Here is a 22,513-nt window from a genome sequence, read left to right as displayed (position 1 = left end):
ATGTGTTCAATACTGGAAAAAAAAAATAAAAAAACATCAAGTACTAGTCGTAATTGTACTTGATGCAGATCTTAGCTTTTAGATTTGAGGTAATGGTCGAAACGTCGTCTTTAAAATTGATCAAACCATTTACACTCAATGGAATATTCAGGTTACCGCTGCCAGTGAAGGCTGCCAGGTTCGTGGTAATCAGCTCGGTATTTTGTTTGGCGTCTTTGAATGTTTCGGTAAAGCCGTTTTGCTGCATGCCTTCATCCCGCACGGTTTTGCTAAACTTGGCGCTGGATTGATGTACCTTGGGCGCCTGATTGGGCAATTCGGCCGTCAAATCCACATTCAATAGCAGGGCATAATTGTTTCCCTTCACTTCCTTTTCTGCTACATCAGCCATGATCATGCACTCGGTCATGATTTCCACGCTGCGCAAAGTGCCCAGTGCTGGGTCGAATTTGGGCAAGCTCAAGGTTGTGGGCTGACTGTTGTTGAGGAAAGTGACCTCGTTGCAAGATTCTACAGTGGCGATGATGCGGTTGGCTGTAGTATCCACACTGTTTTGGACAAAATCTGTCCACAAAAAGAGTGTTACAAGCGGTAAGGCGAAGTACAACAAAGTGCCCTTCGGCATTTTCTGGTGGTGCGGCGAATTCTCCCAAAGTCTTGTTATTGCTTTAGGGCAATACTTTAGCATCCCGCTTCCGGTGTGGAGCAAGTCGTAATTTTTTTTCATGAGAACATTTTGATTTACAAAGTCATTAATTACCAGTACTATAGACTAGAACAGGACAAACCTCTTCCATCTATAAACAACAATCAAGTTTTTTATAGTAAAGAAAATACTACTCTGAAGACTGAGGAATTAACCTAGTCACAGATGCAAAACCGAAAAGTTAGCGCAGTGGTAGAACTTGAAGTGCTAAAGCACTACAAATCAAGCATTACAGAGGGTACTTGGTAGTTAAATTGAAAAATAAAGGGAGTTGAACTTTCAGAAAGGGAGTCAAAAGTATTTAACAGCATAATTCTATTACAATGCAAATGTAGACATTCATTCGGTAAAATGAAACACAGTAGCTGAATTTTTCAAAAAAAGTAAAATAGGCGACCTTAGTATGACCTTGTGTAATTTTACTCCTCTACAAAATCCAAATCTTTTCCATACGTTTCTTCCATAAACCAGGCCGCGGCAATCGCAAACAAAAACAAAATTACACCCGTTAGCCAAGCCCCTGTAATATAATTATTTGTGCTGCTGCGCAAGCCCTTAAACATCCAGATAATCAAGGGCAGAGCCCCTCGCACCATGTTGGGAATACTAATGGCTGCGGAAGCCCGTAGATTGGTACCAAACTGCTCTACGCCCATGGTGATGTACACCACGTTGAATCCTGCACCAAAACCCATGCCCCAGCAGAGGGCATAAAAAACACTGGGGCTATTGCCATTTTGCAGAAAATAAAGGGTACAAAATACCAGCGTTATGCCTACAAAAATGAAGTAGGTTCTTTTGCGGCTTTTTAACCGTTCGCTCAACCAGCCTACCGAAAAGTCGCCTAGGGCAACACCCAAGTACAAACAAACAATCGCCGTGGCTGGGTCAACCCCACTGATGTTGAAGGCTTGTCCGAATTGATCAGCAAAAGTCACCAATACGCCAATGATGTACCATACCGGCAAACCAATGAGGACGCATTGCAGGTATTTGATGAAGCGTTTTTTGTTGGTAAAAAACATCAAAAAATTTCCCCTCTGCGCTGTACTTTGTTTGACCTGGTGGAACAAACTACTTTCTCGCACACTCACCCGCATGAGCAAGAGTCCAATTCCTAAAGCACCACCAATGTAATAACAGGTTCGCCAATCAAAGTAGCGGCTCAATAGAAAGGCAAAAACCACCCCGAAAATCCCAAACCCGGCGATAAAGCCGGTGGCCATACTTCTTTTTTCCTTGGGCAATAATTCACTCACCAGGGTTACGCCAGCACCTAATTCGCCAGCCAGTCCTACCCCGGCAATGAAGCGCAAGATGGCGTATTGCTCTACGTTCACCACCATACCATTGAGGATGTTGGCAATTGAATACAACAAAATAGAGCCGAACAAAACGCTCAAACGCCCTTTTTTGTCGCCGATGATGCCAAATAAAATACCACCCAGCAACAAACCAATCATTTGTACACTGATGATGAATTCACCTTGAATCAACACTTGATCGGGGCTAAGTCCCATATCAGCCAAACTGGGTTTGCGGATGATGGCAAACAACAACAAATCGTAAACATCCACAAAAAAACCGAGGGCGCTCACAATCACGGCAAGCTGAAAAATGCTGTTGGTGTTTTTAGACATGACTGGGCGGTTAGTGGCTCTTTTGGGTTTGTCCAGTAAATGCCCGATCGGCTTTTGGAATCTGATCAAGCATTTACTGGCAAAGGCTTATTGTTGTGAATAACCAACATGTTGCTCCGTTGGCACAAATTCAAAGTCGATGATTTTATTCTTTTTCAAAAACAGCAGAATCCCTCTTACCGTCTCTTTCAGCGTTGGATCTGGCCAACCTACTGGAGAGGCATTTCGTGCAGCCTGGAAGTTGCTGCTGTCGTAGAGTTTGAACTCCATTGCCGAAATGTTCTCCACTGAGCGCACCAAAAAGTCAAGCAATGGGAAAAGCAAGTCGTCTTTGGTACAACGTTCAAGGATCACTGGGACAAATTCCTTGAGTGGGTAGATCACAAACTCTCTGCCCGTAAGTTCAGTGATGATGTCCGTAATGTCGCGCATGTTGGAATAGACATCTCGAACGACGTGAAAAGTCTGATTGACGGTATCCGGCATGTTGGAGGCAGCCACGATGTTGTGGGCAGCTCGATCCGCCGGAGAAAAACTGACCTGATTTTGAGCATCTACGCCGATGTTGTAATTGAACATAAACGCGATCAGGCGAATGGAGATGTCAAAGTTGTGGCCTCCTCCGTGGATGGACGGTGTAATCAGGGCCGGACGGAAAATACGGCCGTGGAGTCCACGGCTCAGGGCATCCTTCACGATTTCTTCCGATACCCATTTGGTTTGGCTATAGCCGAAATCGAGGAGATTGATGTTGTCGTTGGTGGTCGATTCATAAAGCACATCTTTGACCGCCCATCCAAAGATAAAGGTGGTGGAGATGTGATTAAAAACCTTGGGGTTCCCATGGAAAGCGAGTTTGAGGATTTCGTTGGTGCCAACCACGTTGACGTTGCGCATCCGATCGTAATTGAATAGATAGTTTACGGTAGCGCCATTGTTGTAAATTTCCTGAACATTGTTCGCCAAAAACTCCCATTTGTCCCGACTTAAGCCGAGTTGTTGTTGACCTAAATCGCCACATACAGGAATAACCCGCTCTCTGAAGGCCGTCTCCAATTGGGCGTTCATCGGCTCTACGGCATCCATGGCGGCCAATAAGCGTTCCATACCCTGCTCTTCACTGGAGGCCCGGACCAAAACGTACACCCTTTGCTCGGTTTGCTCCAGGATACTTCTTAGAATGAAAGGGCCAAAGAAGCCCGTACCCCCGGTAAGCAACACATCAGTCGCACGGTGCTCTACGGGATAGGTTGGTACTTCTGGATCAAACGACAAATGGACATCGCTCAACATGATTTTTTGCTCCATTTCGGTATGCTCCTTCTGCAGCGTGTCAATCATTTTTTTCAAGCGCAGAATTGCCAGTGCCGATGCGGATTCAAATTGTGCAACCAGGTCAAACAATTCGGAAATGGAAATCTCCTGAATTAAGCGCAGGTCAATTTGTTTTGAGAGCGCATCCGCACCTTTTTCTTTGAGCAGTTCCTTGATGTCGTGCATCAAAACGGCCAGGTCGATTGATTCAAGACCAGCCTTACCCAAGGTGTAGGTTTCTTCTCCTGTAAATCCGTACTTCTGTTTAAGATCGTCCAAGGGCGAAACCGGGCCTTTGCATTCCTCATGGAAATGTTCAACTGCTGCCGCGCCAGAGAACTGCTCAAGCACATTGAACTGCCCCGCCTCCCATAACTCTTTGGCTTTGTGCCGCATGATTTTGCCCGAGCTGGTTTTGGGTATTTCCCTGGCGGAGACAAAGGCAATAATATGGGTTTGTACATTCAAGCCCTTGCGGATCGCATTGACGATGGGAAGTGGATCCGGCAGGGATTTAGGGTTTTTGACCCCAACTACTACCACGAGTTTTTCTTCTCCCTCAAAAACATCAAAGGCGGCAGAAAATCCGTGGCGCACGTGTGGCGTGGCCGTTTGTTCTACAATTTTTTCAATATCCTGCGGAAAGTAATTGAGCCCCCGGATGATGATCATGTCTTTTTCTCGGCCACAGATGTAGAGTTCATCCTGGTACAAAAAGCCAATGTCTCCTGTACGCAGGTAATTGTTGGCGTTTTGGTTTTCACCAACAATTGAAGCCTGAAAGATTTTTTTGGTCATTTCTGGTTTGTCCCAATACCCCAGACATTTGCTTTTTCCACTTAGCCAAACCTCCCCAATCTGTCCTTCCTTGAGTGCATGTCGAGTTTGGGGGTCCACAATTCTCACGATGATATCCCCCAGTGCTGCTCCACAGTTCATGATATTGGTTCCAGCATCCGGCTCAGACAATACCGGCAACAACTTCAGTTTGTTTTGTTTAAAAGCAACCGAATCCACCGATACATAAGTTCGACCATAATTGGTCACCGCTAAGGTATTCTCTGCCAAACCAAAGGCAGCGAAGATTGATTCTGGTTTGAGCCCAAAGGGTTCAAAAAACTTCAAAAACCGCGTGTATGTAGCCGGAATGACTGGCTCAGCGGCGGTCATCAGGTATTCGAGTGAGCTCAAGTCAATTTTTTCCAGCGTTTGCTCCGAAATTTTTCCAGCTTGCAAGCAATATTCGAAAGCAAAATTGGGCGCCGAAGAGTGGGTTGCTTTGTATTTGGTGATGGTTTCCAACCACAAAGCCGGGCGCTGTATAAAGTCAAGAGGAGAAAAGCCATAGGTGGTTCCTCCCTTTAAAGCAATGTAAATATAGTAACCGATCAAACCCATGTCGTGATACTGGGGCAACCAACTCACTCCAACTGGGACGAATTCGGTGGCTAGATCGCAGTTGTGCAAGATGTTCTGGTGAGACACCATCACCCCTTTGGGTTCACTGGTTGAACCAGAGGTGTATTGTAAAAACAACACATCAGAATGCCCTTCCTTGAATCCGTTTTTGTTGACGTCTCTGAAATCTTCGGTGTTGATCCAGCTGAGTTTAGAGATGTAGCTCGTGCTAAAAAATGATTCCGCGATATTGGTGCGAGATAGATTGAGCTTGACCGACCAATAATAATCCCGACTGGTCAGGATGGCCTTAGCTTGGCAATCCTTGGCAATGTAGGTCATTTTATTGAGCGATGACTCAAATCCGTGTGAGGTGGGTGGATAGGCAGGCACCGGAATCAACCCCAGGCGTGCGCAAGCAAAAAAAGCACAAATCATCTCTAATCCCGGTGGGTACGCCAGTAAGATGCGGCTTCCTACAGGAAAGTTATGCTCATTGTACAAATTACTCGCAATTGCGTTGGTGCGATAGATAAATTCACTATACGTGTATTTCTCTGTTTGATTGCCAGAAATATCGAGGAATGAAAAGAGGAGCTTGTCCGGTTGTTGATCCACCCAGAAATCAAGTCTTTCAAAAATAGAATTCATAGGCAAGGCTTATGCGTTTATTGTCAATTGGTTGTTCGAATTGTTTTCTTTCATTCAATAAGTAGTGGGCCATTGCCCCTAAGAGACAGATGCATTACTGTCTTTAGCTAAGTTTTGGGAAGTCACTGCTACCGGCGGTTTACCCAATAGCCTGAGCAGCTTGAGGTGATGGGCCATTGCCTGATACATATAGCGGTTTTCGCGGTATTCTACTCCAAATTCAGCCGCGGTTTCCCGGACTATTTTCGTCAATTTGGGATAGTGGGTATGTGCAACTTGGGGAAAGATGTGATGGACCACGTGGTGATTCAAGCCTCCACAAATAAAATTTGCAATGCGACTGCGGGTTGCATAATCTGTGGTGGTAGCAAAAATATGGTCAGCAAAATCCAGGTCATGGCGTGTTTCAGGAAACTCGTTGATGTCAAGTAGGTGCGCAGTCTGAATGATCCAAGCCGCTGCCAACCCCATAATGAGGTGAGTGACCACAAACGCAAGCATAACTTGCCAAAAAGAAAAACCGAGCACCATGACGGGAATTGCAATCATATAAACGAGGTAAAGAATTTTACTCCCGATGATCGTAATCCATTCTTTCAAGGGATGTTTTACGTTTTCGATGTGCTTGTTGTTTTTGAAAAACAGGTATTCAAAGTCCTTCACAAAAAGGAAATCGAGGGTGGTAATCCCGTACATGAGAAAAACGTAAAGGTGTTGGAACTGGTGCATCCATTTCCACTCCGCATGAGGAGAGAAGCGAAAAATGCCATGGGCAAAAATTCCCTCATCGTCTCCATAAACGTTCATTACGGCATGATGCCCTTTATTGTGCATGATGCGCCACATGTAGGAGCTGATGCCACAGGCGTCCAGCACATAACTGAGGGTTTTATTGATGATTTTTTTGTTAGAGATGGAGTTGTGGTTGGCATCGTGGGCGATGTTCAAAAACATAAAAATTTGCCCCAACCCCTGCAATAAATACAGGAAAAAGAACTGTGTGTAGTTCCAGCTATACGCAAACCACAACACGTAACTTCCTATCCACCAAGCCAATGCAAAAACAACTTTTAGGGTCATTTCCCAGTTGCCTTTTTTAGAAAGCTGATTTTTTTCAAAAAAATAATTCAGCCTTTCAAATAAAACCTTTTTGAATGCCGCGTTGTTATCGACAGAAGTGGTTGACATATTTAATAGTGTTTTTTGTTTCGAAATCGCAGGGAACTTTCAGTTCAACAAGTCTTTCATTGCAGGAAGTAGGCAATGAAAGCAAACCCTTTAATCCCCAAATGTAACAAGCTTGTCTATATTTACTAGCCTGTTGATCTATATTATTTGGTAGTGTGTCTGTGCTACATTGAATAACCCGATGCAAAACTTAGATTTTCAATCGTCCACCTTCAATCCAAGCCCGTTTCTGAATGCATTCCAAAATCTCTGACTCCTCGTGCGCGATCTGCAAAATTGTTCGCTCAGTGTCCGCCAATTGGCTGAATAGGGCTTGTACGAGAGCGGTTCTTTCGGCATCCAAACCCTGAAAAGGCTCGTCCAAAATCAGGACTGGGGGGTTGAGCGCCAGGGCCCGGGCAATCATCACCAGCTTTTTTTCACCTGAAGACAATTGCCCCAGTGGTGTCTGGGCAAAAATAGCTAAACCCAAGGCTTCTAATAAAGCATTAAGGTGGATTTTCTCCGCTGACGTAATGCGGCGCACCAAAATCTGGGTGCCGCTCAAGCCCGATTGTACCACATCCAATACCTTGGCGCTTTGTGGCCAGTAATTTTGGATTTCGGGGGACACAAAGCCGATGCGGGCTTTGATTTGCCAGATGCTTTCACCCGAACCCCGTTTTTTGTCAAAAATAATCAAATCCTGCGCATATGCACTCGGATTGTCGGCGTACATCAAACTGGTCAGGGTCGTTTTGCCCGAACCATTCGGGCCTTGCAACAACCACTTTTCCCCTTTGCGAATACACCAGTTCACTTCGCGGAGCAATTGTTTCCCACCTGCCTGGATTTGTCCCTGGCGGATGTCAAAAACGCGTTCAAAGGGGGCAGCAGGGCTGTCAAATTGAGGCAATTGCAGTAAGTCTGGCATGACACCACTCCGCCTGGTAAAAGGCATTAAATAAATACACTCCACTGCTGCATCCTGGGTAAAATGGGGTTTTACAGTCAGGATTAACAAACAACAGCCACTGCGCTCGTGAAAATGCCGCAAAAAGTCTGATAAATCAGCGGTCGACTGCGCATCCAATCCGGTGAAGGGGTTATCGAGGATGTAAATTTGGGCGGGTTTAAGCAAGGTTTTCGCGATGAGTACCTTGCGGGTTTCCCCGCTTGACAATTCAATCATTTCCCGATCCAATAACTTGGCGGGCAGAATGATTTGGGCGAAATCAACGGTAGCCGGGTCAGCCTGTTGGAGTTTGAGAAAATCAATGACTTTGATCGACTCCAACTTTGCTCCACTCTGGTAACGTTCCTGATAATAAGAGCTGGAATATTGAAACACCGAGCCATCGGCAGTAAAATCGGTGTAGGAGATTTCGGTCAAGCTGAGCTGGCGGGAAATGTTGTTTTTGTTGAATACTTTGCCGCAGAGGACGCGGGCCAAATAGGATTTACCGCTGCCATTGGGGCCAGTGATTTCGTAAAGGTGCTGAGCCTTTAGTTCAAAATTGAGCACCTGATCACCAATGGGTAATCCAGCTACAGTTATGAGCGACATTGATACCTGTTAAAATAATTTAGCCACGAAGGTACAAAGATCCCAAAATGTTCATAAGGGGCGATAAAAAAATAAGTGCTCATTTTGCCCCACTACTAAGTGTTTTAGCAAAAGTAAAATTTCATGATTGATATACGGTCAAATAATTTTCGCTGAGTTCATAAGTCCCTTTACCTGAAGCCTGATCCCGAATGACCTGCTGCCCAATGTAATCCAGAATGGTGGATCTTTTCTCTAGGGGTAATTTGGTTCTTGCCACCCACTGTTGCTCCGAGGGGATGTCAATGATTGCCAAGGCGTCACCTCCACCAAATTCCCACCACATGTCGAATTTGGTCTCATTGCTTTCAAAAAAAACGGTGCCGCCTCGACCCTCAGTGGAATAGCGCAAACGGGCGTTGCCCAAGGTTTCTGCCAATTGCTGTAAGCTTGTTTTTGGCACGAATGGGTTGTTGAATCGCAATTTCACGGCTTTAATATTGGTGATAAAATCAAGTATTTAGATGTGTGGCTCCACACTATTGGACATTTTGCTCGGAGGTGATGAATAGCCCCAGGCTGAAGCCCGGGGCTATTCATGTCCTCCGCGTTTGAAAAACAAAAATATCCAGTAGTGTGATGTGGCTCAACAAAATAAGCATTTTTGAAGATTTACTACAGTGCTCTGTGTCCAAAAAAATCACCCATTCACCCCAAACACCAAACGTGTTAACTTCCAACGCTTGATCAAAAACTCATACAAGACCCAGCACACCCCAAAAGTCCCAAAGGCCAGACACAGAAACTTCAATTCAGGCGACCAGGCCCAATTGGTCATGGGATAAGCCAAGCTGATGATCACACTTTGGTGCAAGATGTAAAATGGGTATACGGCTCGATTGGCATAACTCAACAGCATACTCGGGCGATTCAAATACCGGTCGGCATAGCCAAAAAGAGCTACCAACGCACTCCAACTATAGGCAGTGTTCAAAAACTCAAATAAAGCTTCCAAACTTGCCGTCCATTTTACCTCGGGCAACCAAAAACAAAAAGTCAGGACCAGTCCTAGCACAATCGCCAACCCCAAAGCCCACACTCGCCAACGGGTCAACGCTTGACGGAAGCCATCGTGGGTACCCAATACAAAGCCGAGGATAAAAAGTGAGAGGGAATGAAAATGGTTTTCCCAATCCCAGATCAGGTTATGCGTGGTTGGAAATTCGATCACAAAATTGGCTGCCCAATGCCAAATCACTACGGGAAAGAACAACCAGAGCGGGTTTTGGGCTTTTTCCGCCAAATACGCCGTCAGTTTTTGGCCTCCTGCACTGCGCAACCAGCTCCAAAGCGGGATACCGATTAAACTATACACCAAAATATACGGCAAGTACCACAAATGGTGCCAGCTGAAATTCCCCTCCGGGTAAGGTTGGAATTGAAAAACCGTAGCCCAAAACTCCAGGTAGTTGTAAGTCTCCCCCTGAGTCAATCGTTCAAAATAAATCTGTGGTGGTACTACGACCAACATGCCAAATAACAAGGGAATGCCCAAGCGCTTCAATCGGTCCAGAGCAAAGGCTCCCGAACTGCGTTTGCGCAACAAAAATTGAATGCTCATGCCCGAAATCAAAAACAACAAAGGCATCCGCCAACGGTTGAGCCACCGCATGGGGAGTTCCATCCACTCAGCCAGAACATTGTTTTTGATGTGCCAATCCCAGGATACAAAAAACATCCCGGTGTGGTACACAATCAATAAGGTGAAAGCGATGACGCGTAGCCAGTCCAGGTCGTAGCGGCGGGTGCTCGTGGTGCTGCTCGTTGGTGCGTGGGTGGGTGTTTCTAAAACTTGTTGACGCATGTTTCTTTTTTCTGCAAAACTCGCTGCAAACTAGGCAAAGTCGTGCATGTGCTCGTTGGCGAGATGTACGCGATAGGTGGGAAGTACCTTCTGCTCGCTCATTTAAGCTTCGCTACTGAGGTGATTCTTCGGTGTCTTAGGTTTCTTAGGTGGTGAAAAAAAGTATTCTTTACCACCTACACTAAAGACACACCTTAGTAGCCATAAATCCCTTCTAATTTCATTCCACTCCACTCCGCCACGCCGTAGGCGTCATTCCGGTCTGTTTTTTAAAAGCCGCGTTAAATGCTGATTTCGACAAATACCCCACCCGCTCGGCAATGTCTTCAATGGTCAGCTCGCGGGTATCCGGGTGGCGCAATAGCCCTTGAGCATCCGCGATGCGGTACTGTGCCGTCAATTCAAAAAAACTGGTGCCCAAATTCTCGTTCAAAGTTTGAGTCAAGTGATGCGGCTGAATTTTTAACAATTTGGCCAAACTTTGCAAGGAAAAGCCCGGCTGTAAGTAAGGTTTTTGTTCCTGCATCAGCGTTCGCAATCGTTGGGCAATGTCTGTCTTATCATTGTCTTGTAAGGAAGAGCGGTGGTATCGACCTTTTTCAGGTTGCAATTGATCGAACAGGGCCGTTCGGCGCAACATCGTCCCCATGATCAGGTACATGCTCAGTGAAATAAAACTGGCGATGATGTGGTCGCCACGGTCGTCATCGTAGTACATTTTGGTCAAAAACAATACCACCAGGATCACCACGCTGATCAACACAATGCCTCGTGACCAACCCAAGCGCGTATTGCTGGTAGCCCAAAATGAAAGTTGAGCCTTGCGAAAGGCCTGCACCAACACCCATACTGACAAGCCCACGTAAATTGCACCCTGAATGAGCATGGCTTCATCCAGCCATTCTTGCAAAATAAATCGCCACCTCATCCCAGTATAGTCGAGGGTTAGTTCAGCCAGTTCTGGGTGCCAGGCATCAATGTTGCTGTTGTATTTGTAGGGAATGGGCAAGGAGTAAAGGGCAAAGCAGGAATACAAAAAATAGATTCCCGCTGGGGCAAAGTGCAGCCAGGTGAAGCGTCCACTTTTTCCACCCAAATAAGCTTGTAAAGCCAGGTAAAGTGCTGGTGCAAAGATAAAATTACCCGGTTCGGAAAAATCAACCAACCATAAGGTCTGGAACATCAAATTGGAATACCCCAACCATACATCAAACACCAAAATGCTCATGACCAATAAGGCCAGGCCAAAATAACGATTGGCCGTCTCCTTTTGCCGCAAAAAGAAATAGGAAAGGAATAGCCCTTGGGCGATGCCCAGCAAGATGAACAACACAAAAAGATCGGCGTGGAAAGGTGGAAAGCTGTTGGGCATAGGGTCAGGATCTAAAGCGATTAAGAGGGCGATTCGGGATTATTGGAGTAAACTCCCTAGATAAAACCTATTCCACCTTCCCCTTCTGATAATACCCAATATCCGTAAAATTAAAATACCGTCGTGGCAAATCGGCATAAGGATAAATTCCCCACTCGGTAAAAAAGGAATTGTTCGCACTCAAAGTCCAGTCAAAACGCGCCGGATCTTCGTCGATGACAATAGAGCGCGGTGCTTCGGGATTGCGCAAGGAAGACAACAACCAAAACTCAAACGAGGAGCCCCAGCTCATGATCAAAGTGTCCATCGGCACATCTTTTTCGCTGATGATCAGTTTTTTGTTCTCCATTTGTTCCAGTTTATCGAGCATCTGGTTTTGTAAAATCAGGCGATTGGTGTAAGGCTGGTGTAAGGAGCCGATGTGGAAAATGCGTACTGCCAATACAACGCCCAACAATCCCAGGGCCACTGGAGTCCTTTTGATCAGTGGCAACACATCAAACACCAGCGGCAAAATCACAAAGACACTCAATGGCAAGTAAAAACTCTCAATGTGGAACTGCGGCATGCCTTGGGCATACGATACATTCACCAGCAAAAGGTAAGCAAAAAACATCCCACCGAGTAAGAGCAATTTCCACCATTTGCGCTGCATGGTCAAGACCACCAAACAAACCAATAGGCCAATCGGCAGGAGGTAATAGTCTTTTTTGCAGTATTCGATAAAATTGAAGTTCGACTGGATGTTGAAATAACTCGGCAGGGTTTTAAAGTTGTTGATGCCCTGGCTGGCCTGGTTGTCGTAAGCGGCAGTGGGCATTATGTAGTTTTTGAACAACAAAATCATCGCAGACAAAATCGCCACCGTCCAAAACTGCTTTTTAGGCAGGCGCAATTTTTCATCCAATAACCCAAACAACATCAAATAAGCCAATAAAAATGGAATGAGTGGGTGGAAATACAACAGTGCAATCAGGATCAGGAAAAAGGCCGAAATTTCAAAGGCATTGTAATCCGCCCATTGCCGCTCCCGGGTCATGAAGGCCAAAAAGACCATCGACAGCGCAATGCCCTGGGCAAATTCAATTTGCATCCACCAGAAGGTATAAGAAACCATGAAGGTATTGATCAGCAAAATCCCTAGCGCCAAGCCGCTGTTTTTGAACCAGCGCTGCACTACGTAAAAGCAAGCAAAATAATAAAACACCACCCCAACCGAATAAATGATCATCACCCATTTGATCGGCAACTGCAACTGTACGGCGATCCAGGGAAAAAACTGAGTCAAAGCCGAGCCAAAACGATTCGCTTGAATCGCAAATTCGCCCGAACTGGCAATGGAAAAAATCAAAAAGGCGGGGTCAAGGAAAATGGTGCGTTCCTGGTAAAAATAGGCCGCTAGTGCCCCCAAAGCGAAGTAGCCACAAAGTCCTAAAATCAATACATGCCTTGCTTGCATAACTTTGTTTTAATACATTTTAGGGAACCAAAAATTATTGAATACCAAATCATTTCCCTTCCGCCAAAAAATATTATCCTCTGGGCGACCGACCTGCCGCACCAAAAACTCATCGACATAAACGTCCTTGATGTCCATGTCCTTGTATTCCAGTTCCATCCGCACGGTAGCCCCCCCCCGACTGGCATTGATCGGAAAAACGACCAGGCCCCAACCGTTGTTGTCCAGCACCTGTAAGTCGAATTTACAGGCATTGTGTACAATCAAACGTTCATTGCCCGCTACGTCAATCTCGAAACCTTTGAAGTTCATTCGCGGACGTTGGTCTTCACCTAGATAGACCCACACCGAACATTCGTTGTTTGCCGCTGGTGTTTGAAAGGTCAAAAATGGTACCTGTTCGCGGCCTTTGCCCAAAAATTTCCGATGCCCGACAAATGCACCTTTGCCTTGATAGGTTTTGGGAGATTTTAGTTTATCAAAATTCTCATAATAAAACTGATAGCTGCTATCGGGCAACAAAAATCCATCCCGCTGAAAACCTTTTTGTAAGGTGCCTTCATAACCTCCTTTGATGTCTTGCCGCCAGGCATTGATGGCTTGATCAAAGGCTTCCAAAGGCAATTTTCGCAACTGCACCAGTGAATCTTCGTACAGCATTTCGCTGAAGCGCATCAAATAACTGGTGCCCTGGTTAGTAGAGAAATACTGGCCTTTGTCCAGCACAACCAAAAAGGGTTTGTTGTTGGGCAAGTCTTTGAGTACCGGAACCGGTCGATAAGGCAGCATGTCCAGTGGAACCCGCTTGATCGTTTGTGCAAAGGAAGTACGACTCATTTGCACCCCCATGTTGCCAAAACCATAGAGCCAGCCCGGTAAGGTGGCCAGTCGCACCGCGTTTCCGGGTGCATCTACAATAAAATTTTCCGAACCTACATGAAAATAAGGCATCGGCAAAACGGCCTGATAGTCCAATAATTTAATGTCCTTGAACCAATAACCCGGTCCGCTTTCAAATTCCTGACGATTGTAGTGCGCCTCGTCTTTCCAGGGTTTGATGAAGGAAGCGGTAGACATGAAGTAGGATTCAATGCCGAGTACCAGCAAGGCCCCACCTATCAACACCACTCGGCGTGCGCCCGTCCAAACCTGCGCTTTTTGGTACAACAAATACCACAACACAATCCCCCAACCGTAATAAAAAGCCCAGGCAAAACGCCCTTGGCCCCTAAACTGGCGGAATGGGCCCAGGTAATCAATCAAAAAATCGAGACCTGGCAATACAAAGGGCAAGCCTAAGGAAACCACTAGCATCAGGAGAATGGCCGGAAAAAACAAACGCAGGAAACGTGGCGCCAATTCTTCAGTTTGGGGCAATAGTTTTTTGCGAAGCAGTGGAATAAAAAAGGCAATAAACCCAATCACTCCAACCAATCCAATGTAGATTTCGCTTTCAAAAGTCATATTCCGAATGTCCACCACGTTTTTGTCAATCCAGGCCCAATAAGGCATTTGAATCGCAGTGATGATGCCTTCCCAACGCGCCCGGTAGTCCAAAAAGCCAAAAGGTGTGGGTGGCCGATCCGTCACAGTATCCGTGCTCATGACCCAAATTTGAATGAGCATGAAGGGTAAAATGACCTGAATTCCGTAATGTAACCCCAAACGGATGACTTCTTTCCAACTTTTGTTCCGCAAAAAAGTAAACAAGAAATACCAGCCAATCAACATCCCCGCAATGGCCAGGTAATACAAGTGAATCAGCCCATAAACGCCAATGACCACACCAATGATTCCGCTAATGAGGTAAGATGGTTTTTCCTCAAAACGCAGCAATAAATAAATGATCAAAGGCACTACAAATCCATAAGACAGGGCATAATGGGCAATGGGCCGGAAATGCTGTGGCGACATCAGCATGATGCCCAGTGCAGCTAGGGTCGCAAACCAAGGTGCTACCTTCAAGCGGGTCAAAATCAAGTACAGCAAAACGGCACAAAGCAAAAAGGACAGCACAATTGCAATGTTCATGATTGCAATGGTATGCTCGGAGATATCGACAATATTTTGACTGATGAATTTCAGGGTATTGGCCAAAATGGGTTGGCAATCAGTATACATGATGTGTTCCCCATACGGATAGTTCATCCCCTCAAAATGCGTGTAACTGGTATCATGTTTGACGTGGTAATAAACCGTAAAGTAGTTTTTATAACCATCTCCATAGAGGTTAAAGAAGGTATTATCGGGATCCGTAAGGTAGGGTCGATAATGGAAAAACAAGGCCGTAGCCGACAGCAAAATGGTAAACAGCAATCCTAAACCTTTATGTTGGGTCATGATCCTCAAGTTAACACGGTAAAATTAAGGCAAAAATTCCACGAGGCAATCGTCCACGTAAACGTTCTGCAGGCCGGGATTGTGAATAAAGCACCGAATCTGATTTTCGGGGGCGAGCAAATCTTTAAGCGGCATTTCCAGACTCAGCTGTTTCCAGCGGTTGGTACCCATGTCTTTGCCCAATACATTGACCTGATCAACTTTAAGCGGGGTATTTTCCGGGCTCCAGACCTGAATCACTAACGCAGCAGCTGTTCCCGCATCGGGAATCAATACATAAGCACTAAAGCGGACTTTGGAAAATTTCTTGGCTGATATACTTTTAAACTGCTGGATAAAAGCCGGGCTAAATTCCAAAGCATTGCTCATCCGACAAAAAGATTTTCCGCTGTGGCTCACTTTGCCTAATGATACATTAGGGTTATAACCAAATTGGCCTTCAAAATCATTTAGGAAGGCAAATTCCCCTAGCGTTGTAGCTTCTTTTTTACAAGCAAAAGTAATGGTGAGCGCTAAAAAAAGACCAATGCAAATTGTGTTATATTTCATAAATAACTTCATTTAGCTTTAAACAATCCATATTTCAAAATACAATAAATCGCCCGGAAGCCATCCTTCCAGCCAATTTTTTTGCCCTCCTCGTAAGTCCGACCATAGTACGAAATGCCCACTTCATAAATGCGGACCCCTTTGATGCGGGCGATCTTAGCGGTGACTTCGGGTTCAAAACCAAACCTTTTTTCCAACAAATTCAAATCCTTTACCACCTTGGTATTGAACAACTTGTAACAAGTCTCCATATCCGTCAGGTTGAGGTTGCTAAAAAAATTGGAGAGAAATGTCAGGAATTTATTGCCTATCGAATGCCAAAAGAACAGAATGCGGTGGGGCTTGCTGCCCATAAAGCGTGAACCATACACCACATCAGCAAAACCTTTCAGCACCGGTTTCAGGAGGTCGTTGTATTCATCCGGGTCATACTCCAGGTCGGCATCCTGAATGATCAGGTACTCGCCTGTAGCATGCTGGATGCCGGTATGTAGCGCGGCACCTTTGCCTGCATTGAGTTCGTGTTTGTAGTATTGCAAGTTAAGTTCGGGATGCTGGTTTTTGAACCTAAAAATCGCCTCCTCCGTATCGTCTTTGGAACAATCGTTGACCAAAATGATCTCCTTTTCAATGCCATTGATCAAGTGTACCGCAGCAATTTTCTCCAGAATCAGGTGGATGGTTTTCCCTTCGTTGTAGGCTGGCACTACAATCGACAGTTTTTTGATCACCACGGCATTATTGTTCATCAAAAGCTTCCAGTTTAAGTTCGTCAACCAGAATCGGCATCACCCCTCCCCCATTCCAAACGGATACACCGACCCGGTCAAATGTTGCCTTGGGGGCTTTGATGTCGAAAAATAAAGTTTTGGTTTCCCCGTCGTTGAGGAAGCGGTACACCCGGATTTGTTCCGCTTTTAAAATTTCTCCTGAGTTGTAAAAGATCAGCAACAATTGAGGGCTCGACCAAATGTTCCAATCCTTGGTGCGGCAACGAAAGGTGCCACTGGCCCGGAACCAGCCTGCATCACTATTGGAAATTGGGGATGAAAAAACGGCCAAGCTTTGTAGATTGGCATTCAAACAGGCACTGCGTTGCCCTTCGATGGGCGGCAGGTCACAAACTGCAGTTGAAGTATCCTGTTCAAAGTTTTCATACACCAATTGCCGTACGTTTTTGCGCACGCCATAGTATCCAGGTTCATTGGTATCCAGCAATTTGAGCGTTTCGTTATCGGCCTTTTTAAACTTGCCCAACACATTCCAGAAATAAGCCCGATTCACCTGTTCAGGCACAAATAAGCCCCCCCAATGCGCCTGGTGGATCCACCAGAGGTTGAGGTAAATGCAGATGATGGCGATTGCACCAAAGATGTATTTCCAAATCCGACTTTTTAAACTCGCTTCCACAAATGCTGTCAATGGAAAAGCCAAAATGGGATAAGCCTGGACCATCGCCCGTTGCCCCAAACTCCCACCGTACCACCAAATATCCCAGGCAAATGCGATGTAAACGAATAGAAAAGTGAATGCCAAAAGCCCCGGAAAGAGCGTCCGCTGTTGTTTGGCCAATTGATTAAACCCGATCAAGGAAAAAGTCATAATCGGCGTATACACCAACCAACCCGCACGGTAACTGAACAAACAATCCCATACATGCGGATGCAACCAACTGAATCCTTCCTTTTGATAACTGTATACAAACCAATCGCCAGAGACGTATTTCCAATAAATCAATTGCAAGGAGCCAACCAATCCACATACCACAACGGCCAAGGCCAGATAGCGAAATTTGTCTTTGATGAATTGCCATTTTTCTGCCAATCCACTTTTCAGCGGCAAATTAAACGACCACAGTAGGGGAATCAGCGCGCTGATGATTTCCGTAGGGCGCACCAAGGCCGCCAAACCAACTACCAGACCAATTCCTATCGCTTTGAGATAACTCGGCTTTTCATAAAAACGAATGGTCACTGCCAGCAACAAGGCATACAAGGTAAACAGGTAGTTGTGCGTCATCGACCCAGTGATGCCGCCATATTCCAGATAATTGGTAGCAAAAACCAATAAAATTAATGCAATGCCTGTAGCGAGATCACTAAAAAACCGCAGCAAAACCCTTCTCAACACCAAAAGCCCCAAAAACGCCACCAACAAGCCCCCGAAAGCCAGCATAAACTGATAGGGAAATGAGAAACCATCCGCCGGATGGGCATCACTCAGCGAAGCCCAGGCGTGGGCAACCAGGAAAAAGGGCGAATACAAGACGGCCTGCCCCAGGGAATACTTCATGACATAGTTCCCACTGGGGTGCAAAAAAGCTTGTTGAAAATCAGGAGTAGGGCGATATTGTTGGGTAATTTGATCTTTAAAGTGCAGCTGTTTGATGTCCTTGTAGATAAATAGAGCGGGCAAATAGTAGTAGTACCCGGTGACATCCCAGCCAATGGTCGCTTCGGCATAATGGTTCTTCCAACGTGGGAAATAAAAAAACAGGGCTGAAAAGAGGATTGCCCAACAAAGAAAAAGACTGAGCAGGGACTTAGGTGCTTGCATTGTAACTTTTGTGGCAAATATAGATGAAGAAAATGGACAAAACTGCTACTTGTGCAACAAGATAGGGTTAATTTATTGCTTACTCAGTGCGGGTAAGCAATAAAAAAATAGTTGCGCTTTTGAAAAAACTGGGCTTCAAATTCCTTTTGATCAAAAGCCCCCTCCCCCTTCAACCAGGCCTTTAAAGTACTAATCGTGTACCCACATTCCGTGAAATAAGTAAACACTTGCTCCGGCCCCGCACCATAATAATCCGATGCCCCCAAACCATGTTCGAACAAAACCACTGGGCGTTTTTGTATTAAAGTTTCTTTTGCGCCTTCCAGCACCAACATCTCCCCCCCTTCCACATCTATTTTGATCAGGTCAACTTTTTGATGGGCTGGTAAAACATCATCTAGCATGGCTGTACGCACCGTAATGCTGGTATCCTCTTCATCCTCCCGATCATATTTGCGCTTGCGCAAGCCACTGTAGGAAGGGTTCGACACGACATAATTAAAAGTAGCTTCACCCGTCTGATTGCTCAGGGCAATGTCCAAAATCTCACAATTTTGTCCCTGGTATTTTGCTTGTAAAGCCTGAAACATAAATGGAATGGGTTCAAAACCATAATGTTTACCCTGTGGTGCCGCCTGCAACATCACATCCAAAACCTCGCCTTTGTGGCAACCTACATCTACACAAGTACTATCGGCCTTGCATACCTTTTGAATCACCGCCCGGGTTTGGCGGTCATAACGCTGATTTTGCGTAAAGGCAATCGGCAATTTTTTGAGTAGTTGTTTAATGGCTTCTTTCATAACTTAATCAGTGCTTTTGTCTTTTCTCCATACACCGTAGTCAGGAGAATTTCCACGTTTTTGGGTGCTCGCCTGAGCGGTATCAGGTAGTAGGCACCCTTTTTCAAGTGGTCTTTGCGTTGGACAACCCTGGGACGCAAACGGTTTAAATACACAATCGTTGTATAAGCCACCACTTTTTCCTGGTAGGCCGTGTAGAGGGGCGCATCGCCCACAATTTGATCAATTCTTTTGGCCAGTGCTCGATCTCGTTGCCCTCCACTTTCGTCGTTGCGTTGAGGCAATACCGTGCCATCGAACACGATCCGTATGATCGCAAAAGCAATCAGTAAAATCGGTAGCGTAAACTGTGGTTTTCGCCAAACTGCCCAAAAGCACAAACCCATCGCAACAAAAGTGCCCAGTGCCCAGACATAAGTACTGGTAAGCATAAATTGCAATTCCGGCAGGTGTGGCAAGACCCAGGCCCCCAAACTCAAAATAGCCAATATCCCCAAACTCAAGATTCTAAACGTCCGTTCTGTCCACGATGGTGCCCCAGCCCTTTGGGCATACACCCAAGCCAAAATCAAACAAGCCAAGGGGTACAACATGTACACATAACGCATCCGGGTGCCGGGCGAAATCCAGTAAGGCAAGGCATTGAACAACAACATCAGGGTACAAAACCGTACAAAAGAATTTTGTTTGAACAAGACTGATTTCCAGTCCTTGCGCCACAAAAAAAGCAGCAAAAAGCTGGCCGGTGCCATGTCTCCAATCCAATTCAAGGGAAAAAGCAGTAAATGGCTCACAAAATCGCCCAAAGAGTTGCTAACTACCGTCCGATCGCCGGATTCGGTGAGCATCCGCGTCCACACCCGACTCAAATCGTGGTACTGAGCGTATTGGGAATAGTAGGCAAAAAGTAAGATTCCCAGCAGTGCAATACCCGCAAAATGGGCCGGGTAAAACAACACTTTAAAGCGTTTTTTGTCAATAAAATACACCAGCAAAGAAACAGCCGTAAACACAAAAGAGGGCAACCCTTTGGTCAAAACGCCTAGCGCACAACTCAAATACACCAACAAAAACAGGGGCCAATAACGCTCCTTTTCCCCAAAATGATAAATGGCCAAAATGCCACTGAACACGATCAGGGAGTAAAATAAATCAATCTCCGCCAACATCGAGAAGAACAACAACACCCCCGCCGCCGTCAAAAACAACAAGGCACCCAGCATGGCAGTGGGCACCTCCTGCCAATAGCGTTTTGCGGCAGTATACAGCAAAGCAGCGATACCAAAGCTGGACAAAACCGTGGGTAAACGCAACCCAAATTCGTTGAATCCGCCAAAAAGTTTCGAAAATGCAATCAGCAGCCAATTGTACAGTGGTGGTTTGTTGTAGTAATATTCTCCGATCAGGGTGGGCACCCAGAAGTTTTGATTTTCCAAAAGTTCCATCGCTACGATGGTTCGGCGAGGTTCTTCCAGGTACAGTGGTTGCACCCCCAAATTAAAAAGGTATCCGATGAGCAGCAAAAAAGCGGCGCAGAAATAAAGTAAATTGTCACTGAGTCGAATACCTTGCATGCGTAAAATTGGAATATATTGGCTAAAATTTAGAGGCGAATAGAAAATCTCCCGCTTTAGCCTTAATTTTAGAGCCTATTGGATTTATTGTTTTAGGCGGGTCAAATTTACTCAAAGCGAAATGAAAAGTGGAAGAAATTACGATTTAGCCTTGCTTTTGCTAAGATTGGCTTTTGGTGGGCTGATGATGGGCCTCTGGGGAAAAAGCAAGTTTTTGCAATTGTTGACCGAATATCCGGTGCAGTTTCTCGATCCTTTTGGCATCGGAGATCAGGCGACCCTGGCGCTATCCGTTTTTGCTGAAGTGTTTTGTGCAGCGCTGATTGCCCTGGGTTTGTATACCCGCCTGGCCTGTATTCCACTTATTTTCAACATGGTCATGGCCATTACTTACGGGCACAATGGACAGCCCTTCGTGGAGCGCGAACACGCCATCACTTACCTGGTGCCCTATGTGGTCATTTTTCTCATGGGCCCTGGCTGGTATTCTCTGGATGCCCAAATCCGTAAATCGCTGGACTAAATGAGAACAACTCTTTTATTTGCAATAATGCTCCTGTTTTTTGCCTGCAACAATCCTCAGCAGAAAAAAGAGCAGGACACTGGATACCGTACCATCGAAGGACAAACGATGGGGACTTATTACCGCATTTCTTATCAAGATAGCCTGGATCGCGACATCCAAACCGAGATTGAAAAAAGCCTGGCTGAGTTGAATGGGGAATTGTCCACTTATGACAGTACCACGCTCATTTCAGATTTTAATCAATCCACTGCCATCCAATTCAATGTTCCAATGAGGGCACGCCATTTTTTGGCCAACCTCAACAAAAGTGCTCAAGTATACCGCAGTAGCGATGGCGCTTTTGACCCCACTGTAGCTCCCTTGGTCAATTATTGGGGCTTTGGATACACAGGTTCCAAACCCATCACTGAGGTAGATAGCACAAAAATCAAGGAATCACTCAATCTGGTGGGCATGTCCAAACTCAACTGGACGACCCGTGGAGATTCAGTACTCATTCACAAGCAATTACCTGGCATCAAATTGGATTTCAACGCCATTGCACCTGGTTATGCTGTAGATGAATTGGGTCGGGTGTTGGAAGCTGAGCGGATTTACAATTATTTGATCGACATCGGTGGCGAAGTCTTGGCCAAAGGGCAAAACCCACAAGGCAAAGATTGGGTACTGGGCATCACTATTCCCAAAGAAGGCGCAGAAAGCAGCGAGATCCAAACAACAGTACCGCTCCACGACCAAGCCCTGGCCACCTCCGGCAATTACCGCAAATACTACTCCGTTAAAGGGGAAAAATACAGCCATACCATCAATCCCAAAACCGGATTTCCCGAACGCAGCAAACTCCTCAGCGCCACCGTTATCGCTCCCGATGCGATGACCGCCGATGCCTATGCCACCGTTTGTATGGTACTGGGTTTGGAAAAAGGTTTGGCACTGATCGAATCTCTGCCTAACTTGGAGGCCTATTTCATTTATGGCGATCCAAAGGGTGCCATGCTGGTAAAATATACTTCAAAATTTAAAGATGAAAGATGAAAGATGAAAGATG

General features: G+C 45.7%; 17 protein-coding genes. 2 read left to right on the top strand and 15 right to left on the bottom strand.

Annotated elements, in window-relative coordinates:
* Nucleotides 1–43: 43 nt before the first annotated feature.
* The 15 genes from ACEW9O_RS21415 to ACEW9O_RS21345 form a co-directional block, all read right to left on the bottom strand.
* The gene (locus ACEW9O_RS21415) at nt 44–727 is read right to left on the bottom strand and encodes a choice-of-anchor E domain-containing protein (protein ID WP_373552247.1); all 684 of its coding nucleotides are present in this window, start codon (nt 725–727) and stop codon (nt 44–46) included.
* Between the two features lie 398 nt (nt 728–1,125).
* The gene (locus ACEW9O_RS21410; protein ID WP_373552246.1) at nt 1,126–2,346 is read right to left on the bottom strand and encodes an MFS transporter; all 1,221 of its coding nucleotides are present in this window, start codon (nt 2,344–2,346) and stop codon (nt 1,126–1,128) included.
* Between the two features lie 87 nt (nt 2,347–2,433).
* Nucleotides 2,434–5,709, bottom strand: coding sequence for a thioester reductase domain-containing protein (locus ACEW9O_RS21405; RefSeq protein WP_373552245.1), 3,276 nt, complete (start codon nt 5,707–5,709; stop codon nt 2,434–2,436).
* Between the two features lie 78 nt (nt 5,710–5,787).
* Nucleotides 5,788–6,897, bottom strand: coding sequence for a fatty acid desaturase (locus ACEW9O_RS21400; protein ID WP_373552244.1), 1,110 nt, complete (start codon nt 6,895–6,897; stop codon nt 5,788–5,790).
* Between the two features lie 190 nt (nt 6,898–7,087).
* Nucleotides 7,088–8,443: an ATP-binding cassette domain-containing protein gene (locus tag ACEW9O_RS21395; protein WP_373552243.1), complete on the bottom strand. Its 1,356-nt coding sequence runs from the start codon at nt 8,441–8,443 to the stop codon at nt 7,088–7,090.
* A gap of 121 nt (nt 8,444–8,564) precedes the next feature.
* On the bottom strand, nt 8,565–8,885 hold the full coding sequence (locus ACEW9O_RS21390) for a hypothetical protein (protein ID WP_373552242.1): 321 nt from the start codon (nt 8,883–8,885) through the stop codon (nt 8,565–8,567).
* A gap of 237 nt (nt 8,886–9,122) precedes the next feature.
* On the bottom strand, nt 9,123–10,286 hold the full coding sequence (locus ACEW9O_RS21385; RefSeq protein WP_373552241.1) for an acyltransferase family protein: 1,164 nt from the start codon (nt 10,284–10,286) through the stop codon (nt 9,123–9,125).
* 220 nt (nt 10,287–10,506) lie between these two features.
* Nucleotides 10,507–11,658: a helix-turn-helix transcriptional regulator gene (locus tag ACEW9O_RS21380; protein ID WP_373552240.1), complete on the bottom strand. Its 1,152-nt coding sequence runs from the start codon at nt 11,656–11,658 to the stop codon at nt 10,507–10,509.
* A 67-nt stretch (nt 11,659–11,725) separates the two neighbouring features.
* Complete coding sequence (locus ACEW9O_RS21375) at nt 11,726–13,117, bottom strand: hypothetical protein (RefSeq protein WP_373552239.1); 1,392 nt, start codon at nt 13,115–13,117, stop codon at nt 11,726–11,728.
* A 9-nt stretch (nt 13,118–13,126) separates the two neighbouring features.
* Nucleotides 13,127–15,457, bottom strand: coding sequence for a hypothetical protein (locus tag ACEW9O_RS21370; protein ID WP_373552238.1), 2,331 nt, complete (start codon nt 15,455–15,457; stop codon nt 13,127–13,129).
* A 24-nt stretch (nt 15,458–15,481) separates the two neighbouring features.
* Entirely contained in the window at nt 15,482–16,006 is a 525-nt protein-coding gene (locus tag ACEW9O_RS21365; RefSeq protein ID WP_373552237.1) for a hypothetical protein, read from the bottom strand.
* A gap of 8 nt (nt 16,007–16,014) precedes the next feature.
* Nucleotides 16,015–16,755: a glycosyltransferase family 2 protein gene (locus ACEW9O_RS21360; protein ID WP_373552236.1), complete on the bottom strand. Its 741-nt coding sequence runs from the start codon at nt 16,753–16,755 to the stop codon at nt 16,015–16,017.
* Nucleotides 16,745–18,562, bottom strand: coding sequence for a hypothetical protein (locus ACEW9O_RS21355; protein ID WP_373552235.1), 1,818 nt, complete (start codon nt 18,560–18,562; stop codon nt 16,745–16,747). The genes ACEW9O_RS21360 and ACEW9O_RS21355 overlap by 11 nt, the downstream gene beginning before the upstream one ends.
* A gap of 83 nt (nt 18,563–18,645) precedes the next feature.
* Complete coding sequence (locus tag ACEW9O_RS21350) at nt 18,646–19,365, bottom strand: FkbM family methyltransferase (RefSeq protein ID WP_373552234.1); 720 nt, start codon at nt 19,363–19,365, stop codon at nt 18,646–18,648.
* Entirely contained in the window at nt 19,362–20,939 is a 1,578-nt protein-coding gene (locus tag ACEW9O_RS21345; protein WP_373552233.1) for an ArnT family glycosyltransferase, read from the bottom strand. Before ACEW9O_RS21345 ends, ACEW9O_RS21350 begins: the two co-directional genes overlap by 4 nt.
* A gap of 121 nt (nt 20,940–21,060) precedes the next feature.
* Between ACEW9O_RS21345 and ACEW9O_RS21340 the strand changes: the two genes are divergently transcribed.
* Both ACEW9O_RS21340 and ACEW9O_RS21335 read left to right on the top strand, forming a co-directional pair.
* Nucleotides 21,061–21,462, top strand: coding sequence for a DoxX family protein (locus ACEW9O_RS21340; RefSeq protein WP_373552232.1), 402 nt, complete (start codon nt 21,061–21,063; stop codon nt 21,460–21,462).
* Entirely contained in the window at nt 21,463–22,500 is a 1,038-nt protein-coding gene (locus ACEW9O_RS21335; protein WP_373552231.1) for an FAD:protein FMN transferase, read from the top strand.
* The last annotated feature ends 13 nt before the right edge of the window (nt 22,501–22,513 follow it).

This window comes from Haliscomenobacter sp. (genome assembly GCF_041740695.1).
Lineage (GTDB): Bacteria > Bacteroidota > Bacteroidia > Chitinophagales > Saprospiraceae > Haliscomenobacter.
This window is presented reverse-complemented; position numbering and strand designations above follow the sequence as displayed.